The organism is Vibrio sp. Isolate34 (assembly GCF_022397915.1).
Taxonomy (GTDB): Bacteria; Pseudomonadota; Gammaproteobacteria; order Enterobacterales; family Vibrionaceae; genus Vibrio.
Genome location: NZ_JAKEUO010000021.1, coordinates 1 through 19124 on the forward strand (window position 1 = coordinate 1; position 19124 = coordinate 19124).

Sequence of the window (19124 nt, forward strand, 5' to 3'; positions counted from 1 at the left end):
TGGCCCGTAGGCATTATGCGGTATTAGCCATCGTTTCCAATGGTTATCCCCCACATCAAGGCAATTTCCTAGGCATTACTCACCCGTCCGCCGCTCGACGCCCATTAACGCACCCGAAGGATTGTTAGTGTCGTTTCCGCTCGACTTGCATGTGTTAGGCCTGCCGCCAGCGTTCAATCTGAGCCATGATCAAACTCTTCAATTTAAGATTTTGCCGACTCAACGAATACTGACTTCAAAACTAATATTTACCGAAGTAAACATGTAATTCTAAAGCTATTATCTTTCCAACAGAAAGATAATGAATTGACTGTGCCGATAATAAATTATCGATTGGTCACTCAGTTCATTGAAATCATTTTGATTCCGAAGAATCTGTTTTATCTAACGATAAAACGTTTTGATATTCATCAACGAGTGCCCACACAGATTGATAGGTTTAAATTGTTAAAGAGCTTTTCCTTTTTGAGCTTCGCTCAAATCGGACGGCCATTTTAGCGATTTAAGTTTTAGTGTCAACCACTATTTTCAAAACTTTTTTCAAGCGCTTAGCTTGGCTAATTTGACCTGCTGATTCGTTTTGGTTTCCTAAGAAGCCATCCCGTGTCAGCGAGGTGGGATTATAGAGATTTCGATCACACTGGCAAGCCCTTTTTGAAGTTTTTCTCGTTTTTTTATTCGTTCGATTAAAAAGAACTCAAAACGCCTCAAAAGTAGGCTTTTCTCTTACATATTCTTTAGTTTTTCAGTGAACAAAGAGACTTTTTCCCAATTTGTGTACTCAACTTCCTTGGTTGTATCCGTTTCGCCACCTGTCATATTCATAATGAAGCGAATCATGGTTTTGTCGAACCAGCTGTAACGTGGGTAATAGAGGGCACCAGCAAATACACCGATTAACTTCGGCTGCCACGGAGACTTTATAAGAAACTTCTTAATGTAAGCACTCCCTTCTGGTGTATCTTTGCCTTGGTCTTCTTTACGCGCTGTTAAGTTCACGCAGAAGAAAGCAACCTTGTTTGATTGCAGCTGACTAAGATTCGCATCAATAAATTGATATAACTTCTTATTAAGGTGACCGTAACGAATCGATGCACCAATCAATACTCGATCATATTGAGCAAAGTCGACATTACCAATTGTGTGCAGATCTTGAAGCTCACATTCGAACTCACTCATTTCTTCTTTTATATAGTTCAAGATTTTCTTGGTCTGGCCTTCACGGCTTGAATACAAAAATAGAGCTTTTGCCACAATGTTGTCCTTAGCTACGCCAAAACGTAGGGGTCAATAAGATTAATAAGGTGAAGATTTCTAGTCGGCCAAACAGCATAGATACGATAAGTACCCATTTTGCTTTGTCGTTCACATCGCCGAAGTGCACCGCTACTTCGCCAAGGCCCGGGCCAAGGTTATTTAATGTCGCCGCTACCGCAGAGAACGCACTCAACTCATCCATACCGGTTGCAATGAGAGCAAGCATACAAACCACAAAAACCAATGCGTATGCAGAGAAGAAGCCCCAAACCGCATCCACGACACGTTGTGGTAGTGCAGAACCACCAACCTTGATGGTATAGACAGCGCGCGGGTGAACAAGACGCTTCATTTCACGAGCACCTTGAAGAGTAAGCAGTAAGATTCGAATCACTTTCATACCACCACCCGTAGAACCTGCACATCCCCCTATAAAAGAAGAGAACAAAAGCAGTACGGGTAAGAACAGTGGCCACTCTGAAAAACCAGTCGTAGTGAAGCCAGCAGTTGTAGATATAGACACCGTTTGGAACAAGGCTTGATCGAAAGCGTCGTAATACGAGTCATAAGAGTGGTGATTCAGTAATAATAAGAAACAAACCAAAAACAGCACTGCTTGAATAAAGATAAAAGCGCGGAATTCAGGATCTTTCCAATAATACTTAGGATGCACACCACCTGAAGCAAAAGCAGCGAAGTGAAGTGAGTAGTTACACGCAGATATAAGAAGGAACACAACCGTAATCATGTTAATAGCAGGGCTGTTGAAATAGCCCATGCTTGCATCGTGTGTTGAGAAGCCACCGATAGCAATAGTAGAGAAACTATGACTGATGGCATCAAAAAAGCTCATACCTGCAAGCCAAAACGCCACCGCACAAGCAATAGTTAAGCTGAGATAGATGTACCACAGTGCTTTTGCCGTTTCAGCGATACGCGGGGTCATCTTACTGTCTTTTACAGGGCCTGGAATTTCAGCACGATACAACTGCATACCACCGATACCAAGAACCGGTAGAATAGCTACCGCCAATACGATGATACCCATACCACCGAACCACTGCAGGAATTGGCGATAAAACAAAATAGCCTTAGGCAGATCATCAAGGCCGACAATAACCGTCGCCCCTGTGGTAGTTAATGCAGAAAAGGATTCGAAGAAGGCATCGGTTACCGAAACACTCGGATTATCAGCGATCAAAAACGGTAACGCACCCGCACTGCCGATTACCGTCCAGAACAAAACAACAATCAAAAAACCATCACGCGCTTTCAATTCATGTTTATAGCGGCGATTTGGAAACCAGCAAGTTGCTCCGCAAAATAATAGAACGAAAAAAGTCGTCACAAATGGCACACCCGCACCATCTCGATAGATAAGTGCGACTAGCGCAGGTGCGAGCATTGATACACTAAAAAGTGCTAATAATAATCCGACGATTCGAATAATTGAGCGAAATTGCATGAGCTATTGAACGAAGCGAAATGCTTCACACTTCCTAGTTGTCTTTGACTTTCGTTACCAGTGCCTTAGCACCGCTTTTATTGATCATGGTTTGGGTAAACGAATCTACCTGCAGGAGCTCTATTTCAATAATAAGCTCAACTTGAACACCATAATCCGCTTGGACCTCAACAGCTTGATGCTGAGCCATGATGGATTGCGCAATTGGCACAAAGCCATAGTCTAACTCTAGCCGTAATTTTGTGGTTATTTTTTTCTCGATTGTTTGAAGCAGCTTGAGAGCTTGTTGCACTCCTCCGCCATAGGCTTTAACCAAACCACCCGTTCCAAGCTTAATTCCACCTGAATAACGAGTCACCACAGCCGTTAACTCACCCACACCTGAACCAGACAGTTGCGCCAAGATCGGCTTACCCGCAGTACCTGAGGGTTCACCATCATCGCTAAAACCCCAAAGCATTGAATCTTCAGGTCGCCCAGCCACAAAACCCCAACAATTATGTCGCGCTGAAGAATGCTCTTTCTTTACCTGCTCTACGAACTGTTTGGCAGCTTCTACACTTGGAGTATGAGCAAGATGAGTAATAAAGACGCTCTTTTTTATCTCTTCTTCAAACAGAGCCGACGCAGACGGTATTAAATAGGGCTGTTCATTCATATCGTTAACTTAATTAATAAGAGCGGCGAAGTGTATCACGCGTGAATAATAAGGGTTAGAGGATCTGTGCTATCGCACAATGTTAAACAATTGTTTAAAAAATGTATTGAAATTCACCAAGCAGAGGTACAGACTAAGACAACTGGTCTTACCAGGTATTCTACAATAATAGAAAGATAACAAGATTCTCTCAAACAATCGTGGATTGTATGTCATGGAGATAGACAATGATTTACCAAGCTAACACCCTACAGGTAAAGGAATTACAAGATGGTATTGCGGAATTAAGCTTCTGCGCTCCGGCCTCTGTAAACAAACTCGACCTTGCTACTTTAGAATCACTAGACAAAGCGTTAGACGCTCTTAATGCTCACGCAGGATTACGTGGTTTAATCTTAACTTCAAACAAAGACGCGTTCATTGTAGGCGCAGACATCACTGAATTTCTAGGCCTATTCGCTAAGCCAGAAGCAGAACTTGATGAATGGTTAAGATTCGCGAATTCAATCTTCAGTAAGCTCGAAGACCTTCCTGTCCCAACTCTTTCAATGATGCGTGGCCATGCCCTTGGCGGCGGCTGTGAATGTGTACTGGCTACCGATTTCCGTATCGGTGACAAGACCACCAGCATTGGCCTACCTGAAACTAAACTTGGCATCATGCCTGGCTTTGGTGGTTGTGTGCGCCTGCCTCGTGTTATCGGTGCTGACAGCGCAATGGAAATTATCACTCAAGGCAAAGCATGCCGTGCTGATGAAGCGCTTAAGGTTGGCTTGCTAGATGCCATTGTAAATACAGACCAATTATTAGAATCGGCGATCAACACCGTTTCTCTGGCAGCTAATGAAAAACTCGATTGGCAGCTACGCCGTAAACAAAAAACATCAGCGCTTTCACTAAGCAAACTAGAAGCGATGATGAGCTTTACCATGGCTAAAGGCCTAGTCGCTCAAAAAGCAGGACCTCATTACCCAGCGCCAATAACTTCTGTGATTGCGATTGAAGAAGCAGCACGTAGCGATCGCGATGCAGCACTCGACATCGAACGTAAGCACTTCGTTAAGCTAGCGAAATCGGAAGAAGCAAAAGCATTAGTTGGCTTATTCCTGAATGACCAGTACATCAAAGGCTTAGCGAAACAAGCGGGTAAGTCAGCAAACAAAGCAACTGAGCGTGCAGCCGTACTTGGCGCAGGTATCATGGGCGGCGGTATTGCTTACCAATCAGCGTTGAAAGGCGTGCCAGTGATTATGAAAGACATCGCACAAGCATCGCTTGATCTAGGTATGAACGAAGCATCTAAGCTGTTGAATAAACGCTTATCACGCGGTCGCCTAGATGGATTCAAGATGGCAGGTATTCTGTCTTCGATTACTCCAAGCCTACATTACGCAGGTGTAGAACAGTCAGATGTGATTGTTGAAGCGGTAGTAGAAAACCCGAAAGTAAAGGCAGCAGTACTTAGCGAAGTGGAAGGTTTGGTTGGTGAAGATACCGTTCTAACATCGAATACCTCTACGATTCCTATCAACCTGTTAGCGAAGTCACTGAAGCGTCCAGAAAACTTCTGTGGCATGCACTTCTTTAACCCAGTGCATCGCATGCCTTTGGTTGAGATCATCCGTGGTGAGCATACTTCAGAAGAGACAATCAACCGCGTGGTCGCTTACGCTGCGAAGATGGGCAAGTCCCCAATCGTTGTTAACGACTGCCCAGGCTTCTTCGTTAACCGTGTACTTTTCCCTTACTTTGGCGGTTTCAGCATGTTGCTACGTGACGGCGCTGATTTCACTAAGATCGATAAAGTCATGGAGCGTAAGTTCGGTTGGCCAATGGGCCCAGCTTACTTACTAGACGTAGTTGGCCTAGACACTGCACACCACGCACAAGCTGTAATGGCGCAAGGTTTCCCTGAGCGTATGGGTAAAGAAGGTCGTGATGCGATTGATGCACTTTACGTTGCTGAAAAATACGGTCAGAAGAACGGCAGCGGTTTCTATACATACAGCGTAGACAAACGCGGTCGTCCTAAGAAGACCTTCTCTGAAGACATTCTTCCTATCTTGGCTGACGTATGCGAACAGCCACAAGACTTTGATGACCAGACAATTATCCAACGTGTGATGATTCCAATGATCAACGAAGTGGTGCTTTGTTTAGAAGAAGGCATCATCGCGACACCGCAAGAAGCAGATATGGCACTGGTTTACGGTTTAGGCTTCCCTCCATTCCGAGGCGGCGTATTCCGCTACTTAGACAGTGTGGGTATTGGTAACTTCGTAGAAATGGCGAAGGGCTACCAAGACTTGGGTGCAATGTACCAAGTTCCTCAACTATTGCTTGATATGGCTGCGAAAGGCGAAAGCTTTTACGACGCTCAACAAGCCAGTTCTCTGTAACCCACATTTGGAAAAGGAATAGCAAAATGAATAATGTAGTTGTTGTTGATTGCCTTCGCACCCCAATGGGACGTTCCAAAGGTGGAGCTTACCGTCACACTCGTGCTGAAGATCTGTCTGCACATTTGATGAAAGGCATTTTAGAGCGTAACCCAGAAGTTAACCCTTCAGAGATTGAAGATATCTACTGGGGCTGTGTACAACAAACCCTAGAGCAAGGCTTCAACGTTGCACGTAACGCCGCGCTACTGGCTGGCCTACCGATTGAGATCGGTGCGGTAACGGTTAACCGTTTATGTGGTTCATCTATGCAAGCTCTGCATGATGCAACTCGCTCAATCATGGTTGGTGATGCGGAAATCTGCCTAATTGGTGGTGTGGAACACATGGGTCACGTACCAATGACACACGGTGTAGATTTCCACCCAGGCATGTCTAAGAACGTAGCAAAAGCGGCAGGTATGATGGGCCTAACAGCAGAAATGCTTGGCAAGCTGCATGGTATTAGCCGTGAAGACCAAGATGCATTTGCTGCACGCTCACACGCTCGTGCACAAGCTGCAACGGTTGAAGGTCGTTTCAAAAACGAAATTCTACCAACAGAAGGTCACGCTGCAGACGGTTCACTGTTCACTCTGGATTACGATGAAGTGATTCGCCCAGAAACCACGGTCGAAGGCCTGTCGCAGCTGCGTCCTGTATTTGACCCAGCCAACGGCACAGTAACAGCAGGTACATCATCGGCTCTGTCTGATGGTGCATCGGCAATGCTGATCATGAGTGAAGAGAAAGCCAATGCGCTTGGCCTTAAGATTCGTGCTCGAGTGAAATCTATGGCTATTGCTGGCTGCGATCCTTCAATCATGGGTTACGGCCCCGTTCCGGCAACCAAGAAAGCACTTAAGCGTGCAGGTCTAACGATTGAAGACATGGGTGTGGTTGAGTTAAATGAAGCGTTCGCTGCTCAATCTCTACCATGTGCTAAAGACCTAGGTCTACTGGATGTGGTTGACGAGAAAGTAAACCTTAATGGCGGTGCAATTGCACTGGGTCACCCACTGGGTTGTTCTGGTTCTCGTATCTCTACAACCCTAATCAACCTAATGGAAGCACAAGACGTGAAATACGGCTTAGCGACCATGTGTATTGGTTTAGGCCAAGGTATTGCAACAGTATTTGAACGCCCTTAGCGCTCTTTGGTTGTAAAACTTGTCGGGTAATCTTATGTGCAGCTATCTTTATATAGCTGCACTTTTTATATCTGACTATCAAGTCATGTACAGATTCGTTCAGCAAGTCTAGTCAGAGAAAAGCACCCAATGACATGTATGCATAGAACGCATAGATTCAATGTTGATGTTTCATTATTTTTTCTCGGATGATTCAACTAAAGTTACTTCAGTTTCCTAATATTCCTCCTACGGAGCAGATCATGTTTAAAGCACTTGTACTAAACCAAGAAGACAAAAAAACTATCGCATCAGTTTCTCAGATTGAAGAGTCGCAATTACCAGAAGGTAACGTGAAGATCGATGTGAGCTACTCTTCTTTGAACTACAAAGATGGTTTGGCGATTACAGGTAAAGGGCGCATTGTTCGCAACTTCCCTATGGTTCCTGGTATCGACCTTTCTGGTGTGGTTTCACAATCTGATGACCCTCGTTACAAAGCGGGCGACGAAGTTGTTCTAACTGGCTGGGGTGTTGGTGAAGGTCACTGGGGCGGTATGGCTGAGAAAGCAAGCCTAAACGGTGACTGGTTAGTGCCTATGCCTGCAGACCTAGACGCTAAGAAAGTAATGGCGATTGGTACAGCTGGTTTCACTGCGATGCTTTGTGTGCAAGCTATCGTAGATGCTGGTATTAAACCTGAAGACGGTGAAATCCTAGTAACAGGCGCAAGTGGCGGTGTAGGCAGCGTGTCTATCACTCTACTAAACCAACTGGGTTACAAAGTGGCAGCGGTTACTGGCCGTGCTTCAGAAAATGGCGAGCTTTTAAAATCACTAGGTGCGACACGCATTGTTGAACGTGCTGAACTAGAAGAGCCAGCTAAACCACTTGAGAAACAACTGTGGGCTGGTGCTATCGATACGGTAGGCAGCAAAGTACTTGCGAAAGTATTGGCGCAAATTGATTACAACGGTGCGGTAGCAATGTGTGGCCTAGCTGGCGGCTTTGATTTACCAACAACGGTAATGCCATTCATTCTGCGTAACGTTCGCCTGCAAGGTGTGGACTCTGTAATGTGCCCTCGTGAAAAACGCATTAAAGCGTGGGAACAACTGGCTGAACTACTACCAGAGTCTTTCTACGCTCAAGCAACTAAAGAAGTGTCTCTAGATGGCGCGATTCAAGCAGCAGAAGACATCACTAATGGTCAAATCACTGGTCGTGTAGTTATCAAGCTGTAATCGCTAACACTCTAAAAGCAACACGCAATAAAACAAAAGGGCTGATCATGATCAGCCCTTTTTGCTATCTGCTACCTACTATTGAGCCTAACCTAAGCCGACATCGGCAATTCGCTTTTGAATTAGCTCACCACACTCTTCTTTGACCACTCTTCTCAACCATTGTTGTGAGGCGGAAGAATCGCAGCGTGAGTGCCAAATCAGCGAGTAATCAAACGGCATAAACTCGAACGGAAGCGGTTTAACGACCAAGTCATATCGCTCTGCAACCAAGTAAGCTAGATCGGCAGGCACAGTAATCACGAGCGGCATTCTATCGACAATCGCCAATGCGGCTTCAAGGTGGTACGCACGCAGCACCATTTTACGAGGTTGTTGATTGGCTAAAGCGTTGTCCAATAAAGCCTTAACGCCATCACTGATCGCGATCATCGCGTGAGGCAGGGAGACATAGTCCTCAAGGCTCAGCGAACTGTCAGCCAAAGGATGATTCTTAGATAACAAACACGACACACCCACCGGCCCCAGCACTTCTTGATGTAGTGGTGCGACGCTACCACTTGGGCGGCAAATCGCCATATCAACACGCTCGGTACTAAGCTGCTTAAACAAATGCTCATGCTGCAGCGGGGCAAATTCCAAAGAGATATTTGGTGCTTGCTCATAAATCTTCGGCAATGCATAAGGCAAGATGGTTTGCATCGCGTAATCAGTGGTCGCAATTAGAAAGCGTTCGCTGCAATAGTAAGGGTCGAAATCACTCGGGCTAAGCAGTTGGCGGAATGATTCTAAAGGCTGATCAATTCGCTGACTGATCTCGAGCGCTTTTTTGGTCGGAATAAGATGTTGGCCCTGACGAGTAAAAAGAGGATCGTTGAGTAGGTCTCTTAAGCGCCCGAGCACTCGGCTGGTTGCCGACTGACTCAAATTAAGACGAAGCGCGGCCTGGCTAACGCTGCCCTCTTCAATCAATACCTTTAAAGCGACCAATAAATTAAGGTCTCTACGATAGATGTCTTCTAATTCCACGCCACTTACCTAGCTGAATACAATGATCATTGTTCACTAAGTTGTTTATAGCATGCTTTAGATAAAAAAAATCCCGCAATTACGCGGGGAAGCCCAAGAAAATTTGGGGATAGTGTCGGAATGTCGTATCGGAATTTGTTTGCTGTATTTAGGTTAGTGCTCTTGCTCTTCGGCTACACCCTGCCAACGGCGCATCTCAACCCAAATACCAATAATCGTTGCTACTATGCCAAAAATAGGCATCAGTGAGGTCTCTGTCGATGAGCGTAAAACTAACGCACAAAAAGAGATAAAACAGAGAACCGAATAAATTGTTAATCTATCTAATCCTGTCAACATCGCCACTCCTTAGCTAGTTGCCTTTGTTTCAAGTTGTTATCAACTTGTTAACTAAGTTATAGGAAATGATTCTGTTTGCCAAGCACTTATTGCATATTTTTTCTGCAGACGTATTATTCACACGTTAGATAGATATAGAGATACAAACCATGACATTCAAACCTGAACTGGCAACCCATACTTTAGAAGCTGAAGGCCTGCGTTGCCCAGAGCCAGTAATGATGGTCAGGAAGACAATTAGAAACATGCAGGATGGCGATGTGTTACTGGTAAAAGCTGACGATCCGTCGACCACTCGAGATATCCCGAGCTTTTGTCGATTCATGGATCACCAGTTGGTAGGCCAAGAGACAGAAACGCTGCCATACCAGTATTTGATCAAAAAGGGATTGGAGGCTTAACGCCCCACCGAGAATCAAACATCAAAAAAGCCGCTCGTACCTTATGTTCTCAAGCAGAACTCAGAGTACCAGCGGCTTTTTGTTTATTCATCTCTAGACTTGGTTTGCAGATAATCAAGCTGTTGTTGTAACGCTCGAATGTCTTTACGCATCGGAATAATATGCGCGACTCGAATCCAAGCCTCTACCGCAAGTCCTGTCATGATCATAGCGCCGGCGACCATTGGTAGCCACATGTCCGTCAGCACCATGCCTAATAGTGTAAGTGCCAGACCAAAGGTAAATAGATAGCTTTGGCTTTGTGGAGTAATACCCATATAACGCGTCAACATAATCATGCCCTCGTGTTCTTAACTCACAAGATTAAAATATCATGACAAGTATGACAGTTATATGTCCATTCGCTCGATAAACCCCACAATTCTGTAAGAGTATGACCTACAACACATTACTCCACTGGTTGAGTATAATAAGACTCAAAACACTCATGAGTAAAACGCAGCAGCGATAGCCAAACCGACGAATAACAAGGCCGTAATCTTACGAATCAGATCGAGAGGCATCTTGTCTGCCGATAGCTTACCAATGATCACCACAGGTACGTTCGCTAACAACATGCCTATGGTTGTACCCAGAATTACCCACGCCAAAGCATCGGCGTATTGTGCCCCTAGAATAGAAGTCGCAATCTGGGTCTTATCACCAATTTCAGCGATAAAAAACGCAATGAAGCTGGCGACAAAAGGACCACGGTTTGAAATTTGTTCGTCATCATCGAGCTTATCGGGAATCAGAATCCAGCCCGCCATTGCAATAAAGCTAACCACCAGCACCCATTTTAGAACTTCTGGCGATAAGTAATCGGCGACGACCACACCGAGCCATGCTGCAAGGGCATGATTGGCTATGGTAGCAAAGAAGATGGCTGCAATGATAGGTATCGGTTTTCGATATCGACTGGCTAATAAAAGGGATAGCAACTGGGTCTTATCACCGATCTCGGCTAAGGCGACAGTTGTAATTGAAATTGCTAAAACGCTCACGACATACTCATTTGGGATGGAGATTATTATATTTAACCAAAGACAAACCTCGCGCCCCATCCCGGTTCACGATGCTTGTCTAAGGTCTTGCTAAGCGCCACCAAGGTGGTGGTTGCCTCGAACGCCATGATGATTTTGCATCAATTATGTTGACGAACGAACTCATTCACTAGGATATGAACAAGTAAGCTACTCCCCAAAGACCGCGAGATTCTAATCACTCACGTAGTCAAACACAAGTGTCAAACTTATCAAAATATCCACTTGTGCCGAAAAACAAACATTAAAGGCAAAAAAATCCACTAAACGACATTTTAGACCACTAATTAAACAAGATTACCCCTACTCGCTTTACGAATATCTCGGTATACTCAGAAGTTATTTTCTCATTCATTTAAAAGAATCGCGCGAACCTGACTATGCAAAAATACGATATCAAAACCTTCCAGGGAATGATCCTCGCGCTGCAGGATTACTGGGCTCAAAACGGTTGTACCATTGTTCAACCTCTAGATATGGAAGTAGGTGCAGGCACCTCTCACCCAATGACATGTCTACGAGCACTTGGCCCAGAGCCAATGTCTACAGCTTACGTACAACCTTCACGTCGTCCTACTGATGGCCGTTACGGTGAAAACCCTAACCGTCTGCAGCACTACTACCAATTCCAAGTAGCGCTAAAACCATCGCCAGACAATATCCAAGAGTTGTACCTAGGCTCACTAGAGGTTCTTGGTGTTGACCCACTTGTTCACGACATTCGCTTCGTTGAAGATAACTGGGAAAACCCAACACTAGGCGCATGGGGCCTTGGTTGGGAAGTATGGCTAAACGGCATGGAAGTAACTCAGTTTACATACTTCCAACAGGTTGGCGGCCTTGAGTGTAAGCCAGTAACTGGCGAGATCACTTACGGTATCGAGCGTCTAGCAATGTACATCCAGGAAGTAGATTCTGTTTACGACCTAGTATGGAACGTTGCACCAGACGGTTCTAACGTGACTTACGGTGACATCTTCCACCAAAACGAAGTTGAGCAATCAACATACAACTTCGAGCACGCAGACGTAGATTTCCTATTCACTTTCTTCGACCAATGCGAAAAAGAGTGTAAAGAGCTACTTGAGCTTGAGAAGCCACTTCCGCTTCCAGCTTACGAGCGCATTCTAAAAGCAGGTCACGCATTCAACATCCTTGATGCGCGCAAAGCAATCTCTGTAACAGAGCGTCAACGTTACATCCTTCGTATCCGCAACCTGACGAAAGCAGTTGCAGAAGCATACTACGCATCGCGTGAAGCGCTTGGCTTCCCAATGTGCCGATCTGTAGCAAAGAACGAGGACAAATAATCATGGCGAAGAATTTTCTAATTGAACTGGGTACGGAAGAGCTTCCACCAACAGCACTTCGTTCTCTAGCAGAAGCATTTGCTTCTAACTTTGAAGCAGGTCTTAAAACGGCTGAGCTTTCTCACGAAGGCATCAAGTGGTACGCAGCACCTCGTCGTCTAGCACTTAAAGTAACAGCACTGGCTGAAGGCCAAGCGGACAAAGTCGTTGAAAAACGTGGTCCTGCTGTTTCTGTAGCATTCGATGCAGAAGGCAACGCGACTAAAGCAGCACAAGGTTGGGCTCGTGGTAACGGTATTACTGTTGAGCAAGCTGACCGTCTGAAAACAGACAAAGGCGAGTGGCTTCTTTTCAAACAAGAAGTAGCTGGCAAACCGGTTCAAGAATTGGTGATGGACATCGCTGCGAAAGCACTCGCTGGCCTACCAATCCCTAAAGCAATGCGCTGGGGTAACTCAGACATTCAATTTATCCGTCCAGTAAAAACACTGACAGTACTACTAGGTGATGAGCTTGTTGAAGGTGAAATCCTAGGCGTAGCATCTGCTCGTACTATCCGTGGACACCGCTTCATGGGCGAACAAGAGTTCACCATCGATTCTGCTGACCAATATCCTGCGATCCTAGAAGAGCGCGGTAAAGTAATGGCAGATTACGAAGCACGTAAAGCAATCATCCTTGCTGACTCTCAAAAAGCGGCAGCAGCAGTTGGCGGTAAAGCTGACCTAGAAGATGACCTTGTTGAAGAAGTAACGTCTCTGGTTGAATGGCCTGTAGTACTTACAGCGAAGTTTGAAGAAGAGTTCCTAAAAGTACCTTCTGAAGCTTTGGTTTACACCATGAAAGGTGACCAAAAGTACTTCCCCGTCTATTCATATGGAGAAGGCGACGAAAACAAGAAGCTACTTCCTAACTTTATCTTCGTATCAAACATCGAGTCTAAAGAACCTCGTCACGTTATCGAAGGTAACGAGAAAGTTGTACGCCCACGTCTTGCTGATGCTGAATTCTTCTTCAACACAGACCGTAAGCGTCCTCTGATCGACCGTCTTCCAGAACTAGACCAAGCCATCTTCCAGAAGCAACTTGGTACTATCAAAGACAAAACAGACCGCATCACAGAACTTGCTGGCTACATCGCTGAGCAAATCGATGCTGACGTTGAGAAGTCGAAGCGCGCGGGCCTACTGGCTAAATGTGACCTAATGACCTCTATGGTATTCGAATTCACGGATACTCAAGGTGTAATGGGCATGCACTACGCGACTCACGATGGTGAAGATGAGCAAGTTGCACTAGCACTTTACGAGCAGTACATGCCTCGTTTCGCAGGTGATGACCTACCAAGCACGGGTATCTCTTCTGCAGTAGCAATGGCAGACAAGCTAGACACTATCGTAGGTATCTTCGGTATTGGCCAAGCACCAAAAGGTTCTGACCCATTTGCACTTCGTCGTGCGTCACTAGGTGTACTACGTATTATCGTTGAAAACGGCTACAACCTAGACCTAACGGATCTGATCGGTAAAGCGAAAGAACTACTAGGCGACAAGCTAACCAACGACAACGTAGAAGCTGACGTTATCGACTTCATGCTAGGTCGTTTCCGCGCATGGTACCAAGATGCAGGTTTCAGCGTTGATATCATCCAAGCGGTACTAGCACGTCGTCCAACTAAGCCAGCTGACTTTGACCAACGTGTTAAAGCAGTTTCTCACTTCCGTGAACTGGAAGCAGCAGAAGCACTAGCAGCAGCGAACAAGCGTGTAGGTAACATCCTTGCGAAATTCGATGGCCAGCTACCAGCTGAAATCGACCTAACGCTTCTTCAAGAAGATGCTGAGAAAGCACTGGCTGAAAACGTTGAAGTAATGACGGAAGCACTAGAACCAGCATTCGCGACAGGCAACTACCAAGAAGCCCTAAGCAAGCTTGCTGATCTACGTGAACCGGTAGATGCATTCTTCGATAACGTAATGGTTATGGCAGATGACGAAGCGCTTAAGAAGAACCGTCTAACGCTACTGAACAACCTACGTAACCTGTTCCTACAGATTGCTGACATCTCTCTACTGCAAAAATAAGCACGAGTGAGACAGTTGCTCTAAGTCCAACTCAGAGTAACCAAAGGTAAACACCCAAAGGGAAGCGAAAGCTTCCCTTTTTGTTTTTGTGAACCAAGCATTTGTTTGTAGAGGTATTATTGATTATCTGAATGAATCAGCGCTCAGACTGTAGAGGGCATTGTTTGCTATAACTGACCTGTTTATTCAGGGGAAGGGAACAATGAAAAAAACAGTACTCGCGCTTTCAATACTCGCACTCAGCGCATGCAGCCAAACCAGTGATGACAGCTTATTGCTGACGATCGATAACAACACTGTCGTATTTGAATCGACAGGAAAAGGCACTGTTATCGCTGAACAGGAACTCGCTAAAGGTAGCTATACCTTCTCTATCAGCAATACTCAAAATACCTGTGGCACCAACTATGCGCTGGCTGAAGAAAACCGCATTAAATTCAATAAACCCCTTCGCCTAGACGACTGCGCCGAGAAGTCTGAATTAGATATCAAAGTCTTTCGCGCTAACACCTATCAGTTTACGCTCAACCCACAAACCAATGAGCTGACGGTTCAGATAAAGCCGAAGCAACAACAAGTACAAAGCTTTGCTTGTCCGGTTCCTAGTGACGAACCAACCATCATCGACGTTGCTCAAACCTTTGATGATGGCACCGTGGTAAGAGACGCTCTTTCAGGCAAACAAGTCACAGTAACTAATGGCAGCGTCACCATGCAGCCAGCAGAAAATAGCCAAGGTGTCTTGTTGCTAGAAAAGGTTGAACCCGAAACCAAAGCTGAATTTAATTGGGATAACGCCACGGTTTACTTCGTGATGACCGACCGCTTCCACAACGGCAACCCTGACAACGACAACAGTTACGGTCGCAGCCAAGACGGACAAGAAGAAATCGGCACCTTCCATGGCGGTGACCTAGCAGGCTTAACAGAGAAGCTCGATTACATTGAATCACTCGGCGCTAACGCAATCTGGATAACGTCTCCGTTAGAGCAAATCCACGGCTGGGTTGGCGGTGGTGATCGCGGTGACTTCAAACATTATGGCTACCATGGTTACTACCACCAAGACTGGACCAAGCTTGATGACAACATGGGTACCGAAGACGAGCTGAAAACCTTCATCGATACCGCACACAGCAAAGGTATTCGCGTGGTGTGGGATGTGGTAATGAACCACACTGGCTACGCCACACTTGCTGATATGCAAGAGTTCGACTTTGGTAAACTCAACCTCACCGATGAAGAAGCAACAAAAATACTTGGCGAAAACTGGACAGACTGGCAACCCGCTAAAGGCCAAAACTGGCACTACTTCAATAACTACATCTCATATAGCGATAAAGAAGCGTGGGAGAAATGGTGGGGGAAAGCTTGGCTACGCAGCGATATCGGCGCTTATGACTCTCCAGGTTACAACAACCTGACCATGTCTTTGGCGCACCTGCCCGATTTCAAAACAGAGTCGACAGAAACCACTGGGCTACCGAACTTCTATCTCAATAAACCCACCAGCGCGACCGATGAACTTAAAACGCCTCGTGAACATCTGATCACTTGGCTATCAGATTGGGTGCGCGAATACGGTGTGGATGGCTTTAGGGTTGATACCGCCAAGCACGTTGAACTGGACGCTTGGGCTGAATTGAAGGAGAGCACCAATCAAGCGCTTGCAGAATGGAAGCAAAACAACCCAGATAAAGCCTTGGATGACTTACCCTTCTGGATGACAGGCGAAGTATGGGCGCACAGCGTGGTGAAGTCAGATTACTTCGCTAACGGTTTTGATTCGATCATCAACTTTGAATTCCAGAGCGACATCGCCCCTAAGGCGCTTAAGTGCCTATCTGATCTTGATGCTGATTACCTTCGCTACGCAGAGAAGATCAACAATGACAGCGAGTTCAACGTGTTGAGTTACCTATCGTCTCACGACACCTCGCTATTCTGGGCACAGCACGGCAGTGACTTTGCTAAACAGACCAAAGCAGCAAATGCATTAATGCTTGCTCCGGGCGCAGTACAGATCTATTACGGTGATGAAATCGCCCGTGACTTTGGCCCAACAGGTTCCGATCCAATGCAAGGCACTCGCTCAGATATGCCATGGGATCAAATCACCGACGAACGTGCAGAATTGCTAGAACACTGGCAAGCGCTTGGTCAATTCCGCCAACGCCACCCTGCCATCGCACAAGGTAAGCACATCATCCGCAACAACAAAGGCTATTACGCCTTCGAACGCCAATACCAAGATGACAAGGTGTTGGTTGTGTATACAGGTTCGAAGTAAACACGCACGGTTGTCAAACAACATAAATTTAAAGGGAAGCTTCGGCTTCCCTTTTTTGATCACTAAAAGCGCGTTCAATAAGCAAGCTGTCACTCATTAGCCAAACTTTATAGAAGTTTTTTTCGTGTTAGAGCATTTGGCGCTATGCGTCGCAAAAACATTGCGGTATGTTCAAGGAATACACTGATGGCAGGCATAAGGTCTGCCTTAATGACACATAACAAGCAATCACAATGAATTAGGTAAAATAAGTAATGCAGTTCTCTAAGTTTGGTGAAAAGTTTAATCGATACTCTGGAATCACTCGTTTAATGGATGATTTGAATGATGGCCTGCGCACTCCAGGCGCTATCATGCTCGGTGGTGGCAACCCAGCCGCTATCCCAGCTATGCTCGATTACTTTAACCAAGCCAGTGCCGACATGCTCGCCAGTGGAGAACTCATCGCCGCCCTCGCCAACTACGACGGTCCGCAGGGTAAAGACAGCTTCATTAAGTCATTAGCTGCGATGCTAAAAGAGACTTATGGCTGGGACATCAGCGAAAAAAACATCAGCCTGACTAACGGCAGTCAGAGCGGCTTCTTTTACCTATTCAACCTATTAGCGGGTCAACAACCAGACGGTTCACACAAGAAAATCTTGCTGCCGATCGCTCCTGAATACATTGGCTACGGTGATGCAGGGATTGATGACGACATCTTTATTTCTTACCACCCAGAGATCGAGCTGCTTGAAAACAGACAGTTCAAATACCACGTCGATTTTGAACAACTCAAGGTTGATGACTCGGTGGCCGCTATCTGTGCGTCTCGCCCAACCAACCCTACGGGTAACGTACTGACCGATGAGGAAGTGCGTAAGTTGGACAAACTCGCACGTGAAAATAACATCCCGCTACTGATCGATAACGCTTACGGCCTACCATTTCCAAACATCATCTTTGAAGATGTAGAACCGTTCTGGAATGAAAATACGATTCTGTGTATGAGCCTATCTAAACTTGGTTTGCCAGGTGTGCGTTGCGGTATCGTGATCGCGAGCGAAGAAATCACCCAAGCGCTCACCAACATGAATGGCATCATCAGCTTAGCGCCAAGTAGTGTTGGCCCTGCGATTGCCAACCACATGATTGAGAACGGTGATCTATTACGTTTAAGCAGCGAAGTGATTAAGCCTTTCTATAAAGAGAAGTCTTTGCGCGCTGTTGAACTGCTGCAAGACGCTATCGACGACCCACGTTTTCGTATCCACAAACCTGAAGGCGCTATCTTCTTATGGCTATGGTTTGATGAACTGCCGATTACCACCATGGAACTGTACAACCGCCTTAAAGCCCGTGGCGTTCTGATTGTTCCGGGTGAATACTTCTTTATCGGCCAAGAAGACGAGTGGGATCATGCTCACCAGTGCTTGCGTATGAACTATGTACAAGACGACGAAGCAATGCAAAAAGGCATTGCAATCATTGCTGAAGAAGTGAAAAAGGCTTACTCAGAGCAGTAATCAGGGCTTTTAGCTTACCGTAGACCAAATACAAAAAGAGCACCTTATTAGGTGCTCTTTCACTTTTACTTCCCGATAGTTTTTGTCACTTGAATACCCTAAATAATTGGGGGTTCAGCTAGGCGACTAGAAAATGCAGCCCTATGAGCATAGGGAACCTATGTGATTAGGGGGAATTTACGACGTCAACAACGCTGTAGCTTCAAGTATGACGGGTATTAACCTTCTAGTAGGCTATTACCGTTGATAGCAATCTTACGAGGTTGCATCGCTTCTGGAATTTCGCGTTCTAGGTCGATGTGAAGAAGACCATTTTCCATGCTTGCGCCTATCACTTTTACGTAGTCTGCCAATTGGAATTTACGCTCGAAATCGCGTTCTGCGATACCTTGGTATACGAAGGTTTTCTCTGCTTCTGCTTTACGCTCACCTTTAACAATTAGCATGTTCTCTTTCTGAGTCAGATCTAATTGGTCATCAGCAAAACCAGCAACGGCCATAGTAATACGGTAGTTGTTCTCGTCTTTTTGCTCGATGTTGTATGGAGGGTAACCGCCAGAAGAGTTCTTCGATGTGTTCGCTTCCATCATGTTGAATAGACGATCGAAGCCAATTGCGTTGCGGTAAAGTGGAGTGAAATCTACAGTTCTCATAATGCTATCCTTTTAGTAAGCAATAGTCTTAGCCGTGAATTTTACTTAGATCGAACCTGTGTGTGACCCAGTAAACAGCTAAGAGATTCAATTCGCATTCCTCGGGTTTCACCTCTATTGGCGACAACACTGGGACATGACAATGAATCAATTTTTAAGTTGTGTGCTGCGAAAGTTATCCTCTGTTGAGCGATACTTCGTCAGCGGTAATGAAGGCTCTGTTTCTTCTCTTGTAGAGC

General features: G+C 45.7%; 16 protein-coding genes and 1 rRNA gene. 8 read left to right on the forward strand and 9 right to left on the reverse strand.

Translation table 11 applies throughout. The features are described 5' to 3' along the window. From L1D22_RS18515 to L1D22_RS18530, 4 genes are all read right to left on the reverse strand, one after another. Window positions 1-205 (reverse strand): 16S ribosomal RNA (locus tag L1D22_RS18515); the annotation flags it as partial. Window positions 206-726: 521 nt separating this feature from the next. Then, entirely contained in the window at window positions 727-1254 is a 528-nt protein-coding gene (hemG, locus tag L1D22_RS18520; protein WP_239830811.1) for a menaquinone-dependent protoporphyrinogen IX dehydrogenase, read from the reverse strand. Window positions 1255-1264: 10 nt separating this feature from the next. Beyond that, window positions 1265-2722, reverse strand: coding sequence for a TrkH family potassium uptake protein (locus tag L1D22_RS18525; protein WP_171349890.1), 1458 nt, complete (start codon window positions 2720-2722; stop codon window positions 1265-1267). Between the two features lie 34 nt (window positions 2723-2756). Continuing rightward, window positions 2757-3380 carry a YigZ family protein gene (locus L1D22_RS18530; RefSeq protein WP_017058823.1) on the reverse strand — a complete coding sequence of 208 codons (624 nt, stop codon included), beginning with the start codon at window positions 3378-3380 and terminating at the stop codon, window positions 2757-2759. A gap of 227 nt (window positions 3381-3607) precedes the next feature. Between L1D22_RS18530 and fadB the strand changes: the two genes are divergently transcribed. The 3 genes from fadB to L1D22_RS18545 all read left to right on the forward strand — a co-directional run bounded on the left by fadB (window position 3608) and on the right by L1D22_RS18545 (window position 8192). Next, on the forward strand, window positions 3608-5779 hold the full coding sequence (fadB, locus tag L1D22_RS18535; RefSeq protein WP_239830812.1) for a fatty acid oxidation complex subunit alpha FadB: 2172 nt from the start codon (window positions 3608-3610) through the stop codon (window positions 5777-5779). Window positions 5780-5805: 26 nt separating this feature from the next. Beyond that, window positions 5806-6969, forward strand: coding sequence for an acetyl-CoA C-acyltransferase FadA (gene fadA / locus L1D22_RS18540; protein ID WP_017632674.1), 1164 nt, complete (start codon window positions 5806-5808; stop codon window positions 6967-6969). Window positions 6970-7211: 242 nt separating this feature from the next. Further along, on the forward strand, window positions 7212-8192 hold the full coding sequence (locus L1D22_RS18545; RefSeq protein ID WP_239830813.1) for an MDR family oxidoreductase: 981 nt from the start codon (window positions 7212-7214) through the stop codon (window positions 8190-8192). A gap of 87 nt (window positions 8193-8279) precedes the next feature. Here the strand turns inward: L1D22_RS18545 and L1D22_RS18550 are convergent, their stop codons facing one another. Then, entirely contained in the window at window positions 8280-9221 is a 942-nt protein-coding gene (locus tag L1D22_RS18550; RefSeq protein WP_008223218.1) for a LysR family transcriptional regulator, read from the reverse strand. 153 nt (window positions 9222-9374) lie between these two features. Further along, a complete protein-coding gene (locus tag L1D22_RS18555; protein ID WP_004739241.1) occupies window positions 9375-9560 on the reverse strand; it encodes a hypothetical protein in 186 nt (61 codons plus the stop codon). A 149-nt stretch (window positions 9561-9709) separates the two neighbouring features. On the opposite strand from L1D22_RS18555, the gene tusA reads away from it, so the two are divergent. Then, the gene (gene tusA, locus L1D22_RS18560) at window positions 9710-9961 is read left to right on the forward strand and encodes a sulfurtransferase TusA (RefSeq protein WP_004739242.1); all 252 of its coding nucleotides are present in this window, start codon (window positions 9710-9712) and stop codon (window positions 9959-9961) included. 83 nt (window positions 9962-10044) lie between these two features. On the opposite strand, the gene L1D22_RS18565 is transcribed toward tusA, so the two are convergent. Beyond that, window positions 10045-10299, reverse strand: coding sequence for a hypothetical protein (locus tag L1D22_RS18565; protein WP_008223224.1), 255 nt, complete (start codon window positions 10297-10299; stop codon window positions 10045-10047). Window positions 10300-10446: 147 nt separating this feature from the next. Next, a complete protein-coding gene (locus L1D22_RS18570; RefSeq protein WP_004739245.1) occupies window positions 10447-11004 on the reverse strand; it encodes a TMEM165/GDT1 family protein in 558 nt (185 codons plus the stop codon). Window positions 11005-11423: 419 nt separating this feature from the next. Here L1D22_RS18570 and glyQ point away from each other — a divergent pair, with 419 nt between their 5' ends. The 4 genes from glyQ to L1D22_RS18590 all read left to right on the forward strand — a co-directional run bounded on the left by glyQ (window position 11424) and on the right by L1D22_RS18590 (window position 18232). Then, window positions 11424-12353 carry a glycine--tRNA ligase subunit alpha gene (gene glyQ, locus L1D22_RS18575; RefSeq protein ID WP_239830814.1) on the forward strand — a complete coding sequence of 310 codons (930 nt, stop codon included), beginning with the start codon at window positions 11424-11426 and terminating at the stop codon, window positions 12351-12353. 2 nt (window positions 12354-12355) lie between these two features. Continuing rightward, window positions 12356-14437 (forward strand): glycine--tRNA ligase subunit beta, encoded by a 2082-nt coding sequence (gene glyS / locus L1D22_RS18580; RefSeq protein WP_239830815.1) that lies wholly within the window; start codon window positions 12356-12358, stop codon window positions 14435-14437. A 202-nt stretch (window positions 14438-14639) separates the two neighbouring features. Then, window positions 14640-16727 carry an alpha-amylase gene (locus tag L1D22_RS18585; protein ID WP_239830816.1) on the forward strand — a complete coding sequence of 696 codons (2088 nt, stop codon included), beginning with the start codon at window positions 14640-14642 and terminating at the stop codon, window positions 16725-16727. A gap of 254 nt (window positions 16728-16981) precedes the next feature. Beyond that, window positions 16982-18232, forward strand: a complete 1251-nt coding sequence (locus tag L1D22_RS18590) for a valine--pyruvate transaminase (protein WP_239830817.1) — start codon at window positions 16982-16984, stop codon at window positions 18230-18232. Window positions 18233-18450: 218 nt separating this feature from the next. Here the strand turns inward: L1D22_RS18590 and L1D22_RS18595 are convergent, their stop codons facing one another. Beyond that, window positions 18451-18885, reverse strand: coding sequence for an Hsp20 family protein (locus tag L1D22_RS18595; protein WP_239830818.1), 435 nt, complete (start codon window positions 18883-18885; stop codon window positions 18451-18453). Between the last annotated feature and the right edge of the window lie 239 nt (window positions 18886-19124).

Bases quoted from the DNA above. Each gene is read 5' to 3' on its own strand.
- fadB (WP_239830812.1), top strand. From the start codon at position 3,608: ATGATTTACCAAGCTAACACCCTACAGGTAAAGGAATTACAAGATGGT.
- L1D22_RS18525 (WP_171349890.1), bottom strand. From the start codon at position 2,722: ATGCAATTTCGCTCAATTATTCGAATCGTCGGATTATTATTAGCACTT.
- L1D22_RS18595 (WP_239830818.1), bottom strand. From the start codon at position 18,885: ATGAGAACTGTAGATTTCACTCCACTTTACCGCAACGCAATTGGCTTC.
- fadA (WP_017632674.1), top strand. From the start codon at position 5,806: ATGAATAATGTAGTTGTTGTTGATTGCCTTCGCACCCCAATGGGACGT.
- L1D22_RS18590 (WP_239830817.1), top strand. From the start codon at position 16,982: ATGCAGTTCTCTAAGTTTGGTGAAAAGTTTAATCGATACTCTGGAATC.
- L1D22_RS18545 (WP_239830813.1), top strand. From the start codon at position 7,212: ATGTTTAAAGCACTTGTACTAAACCAAGAAGACAAAAAAACTATCGCA.
- L1D22_RS18555 (WP_004739241.1), bottom strand. From the start codon at position 9,560: ATGTTGACAGGATTAGATAGATTAACAATTTATTCGGTTCTCTGTTTT.
- L1D22_RS18565 (WP_008223224.1), bottom strand. From the start codon at position 10,299: ATGATTATGTTGACGCGTTATATGGGTATTACTCCACAAAGCCAAAGC.
- glyS (WP_239830815.1), top strand. From the start codon at position 12,356: ATGGCGAAGAATTTTCTAATTGAACTGGGTACGGAAGAGCTTCCACCA.
- L1D22_RS18585 (WP_239830816.1), top strand. From the start codon at position 14,640: ATGAAAAAAACAGTACTCGCGCTTTCAATACTCGCACTCAGCGCATGC.
- tusA (WP_004739242.1), top strand. From the start codon at position 9,710: ATGACATTCAAACCTGAACTGGCAACCCATACTTTAGAAGCTGAAGGC.
- L1D22_RS18530 (WP_017058823.1), bottom strand. From the start codon at position 3,380: ATGAATGAACAGCCCTATTTAATACCGTCTGCGTCGGCTCTGTTTGAA.
- glyQ (WP_239830814.1), top strand. From the start codon at position 11,424: ATGCAAAAATACGATATCAAAACCTTCCAGGGAATGATCCTCGCGCTG.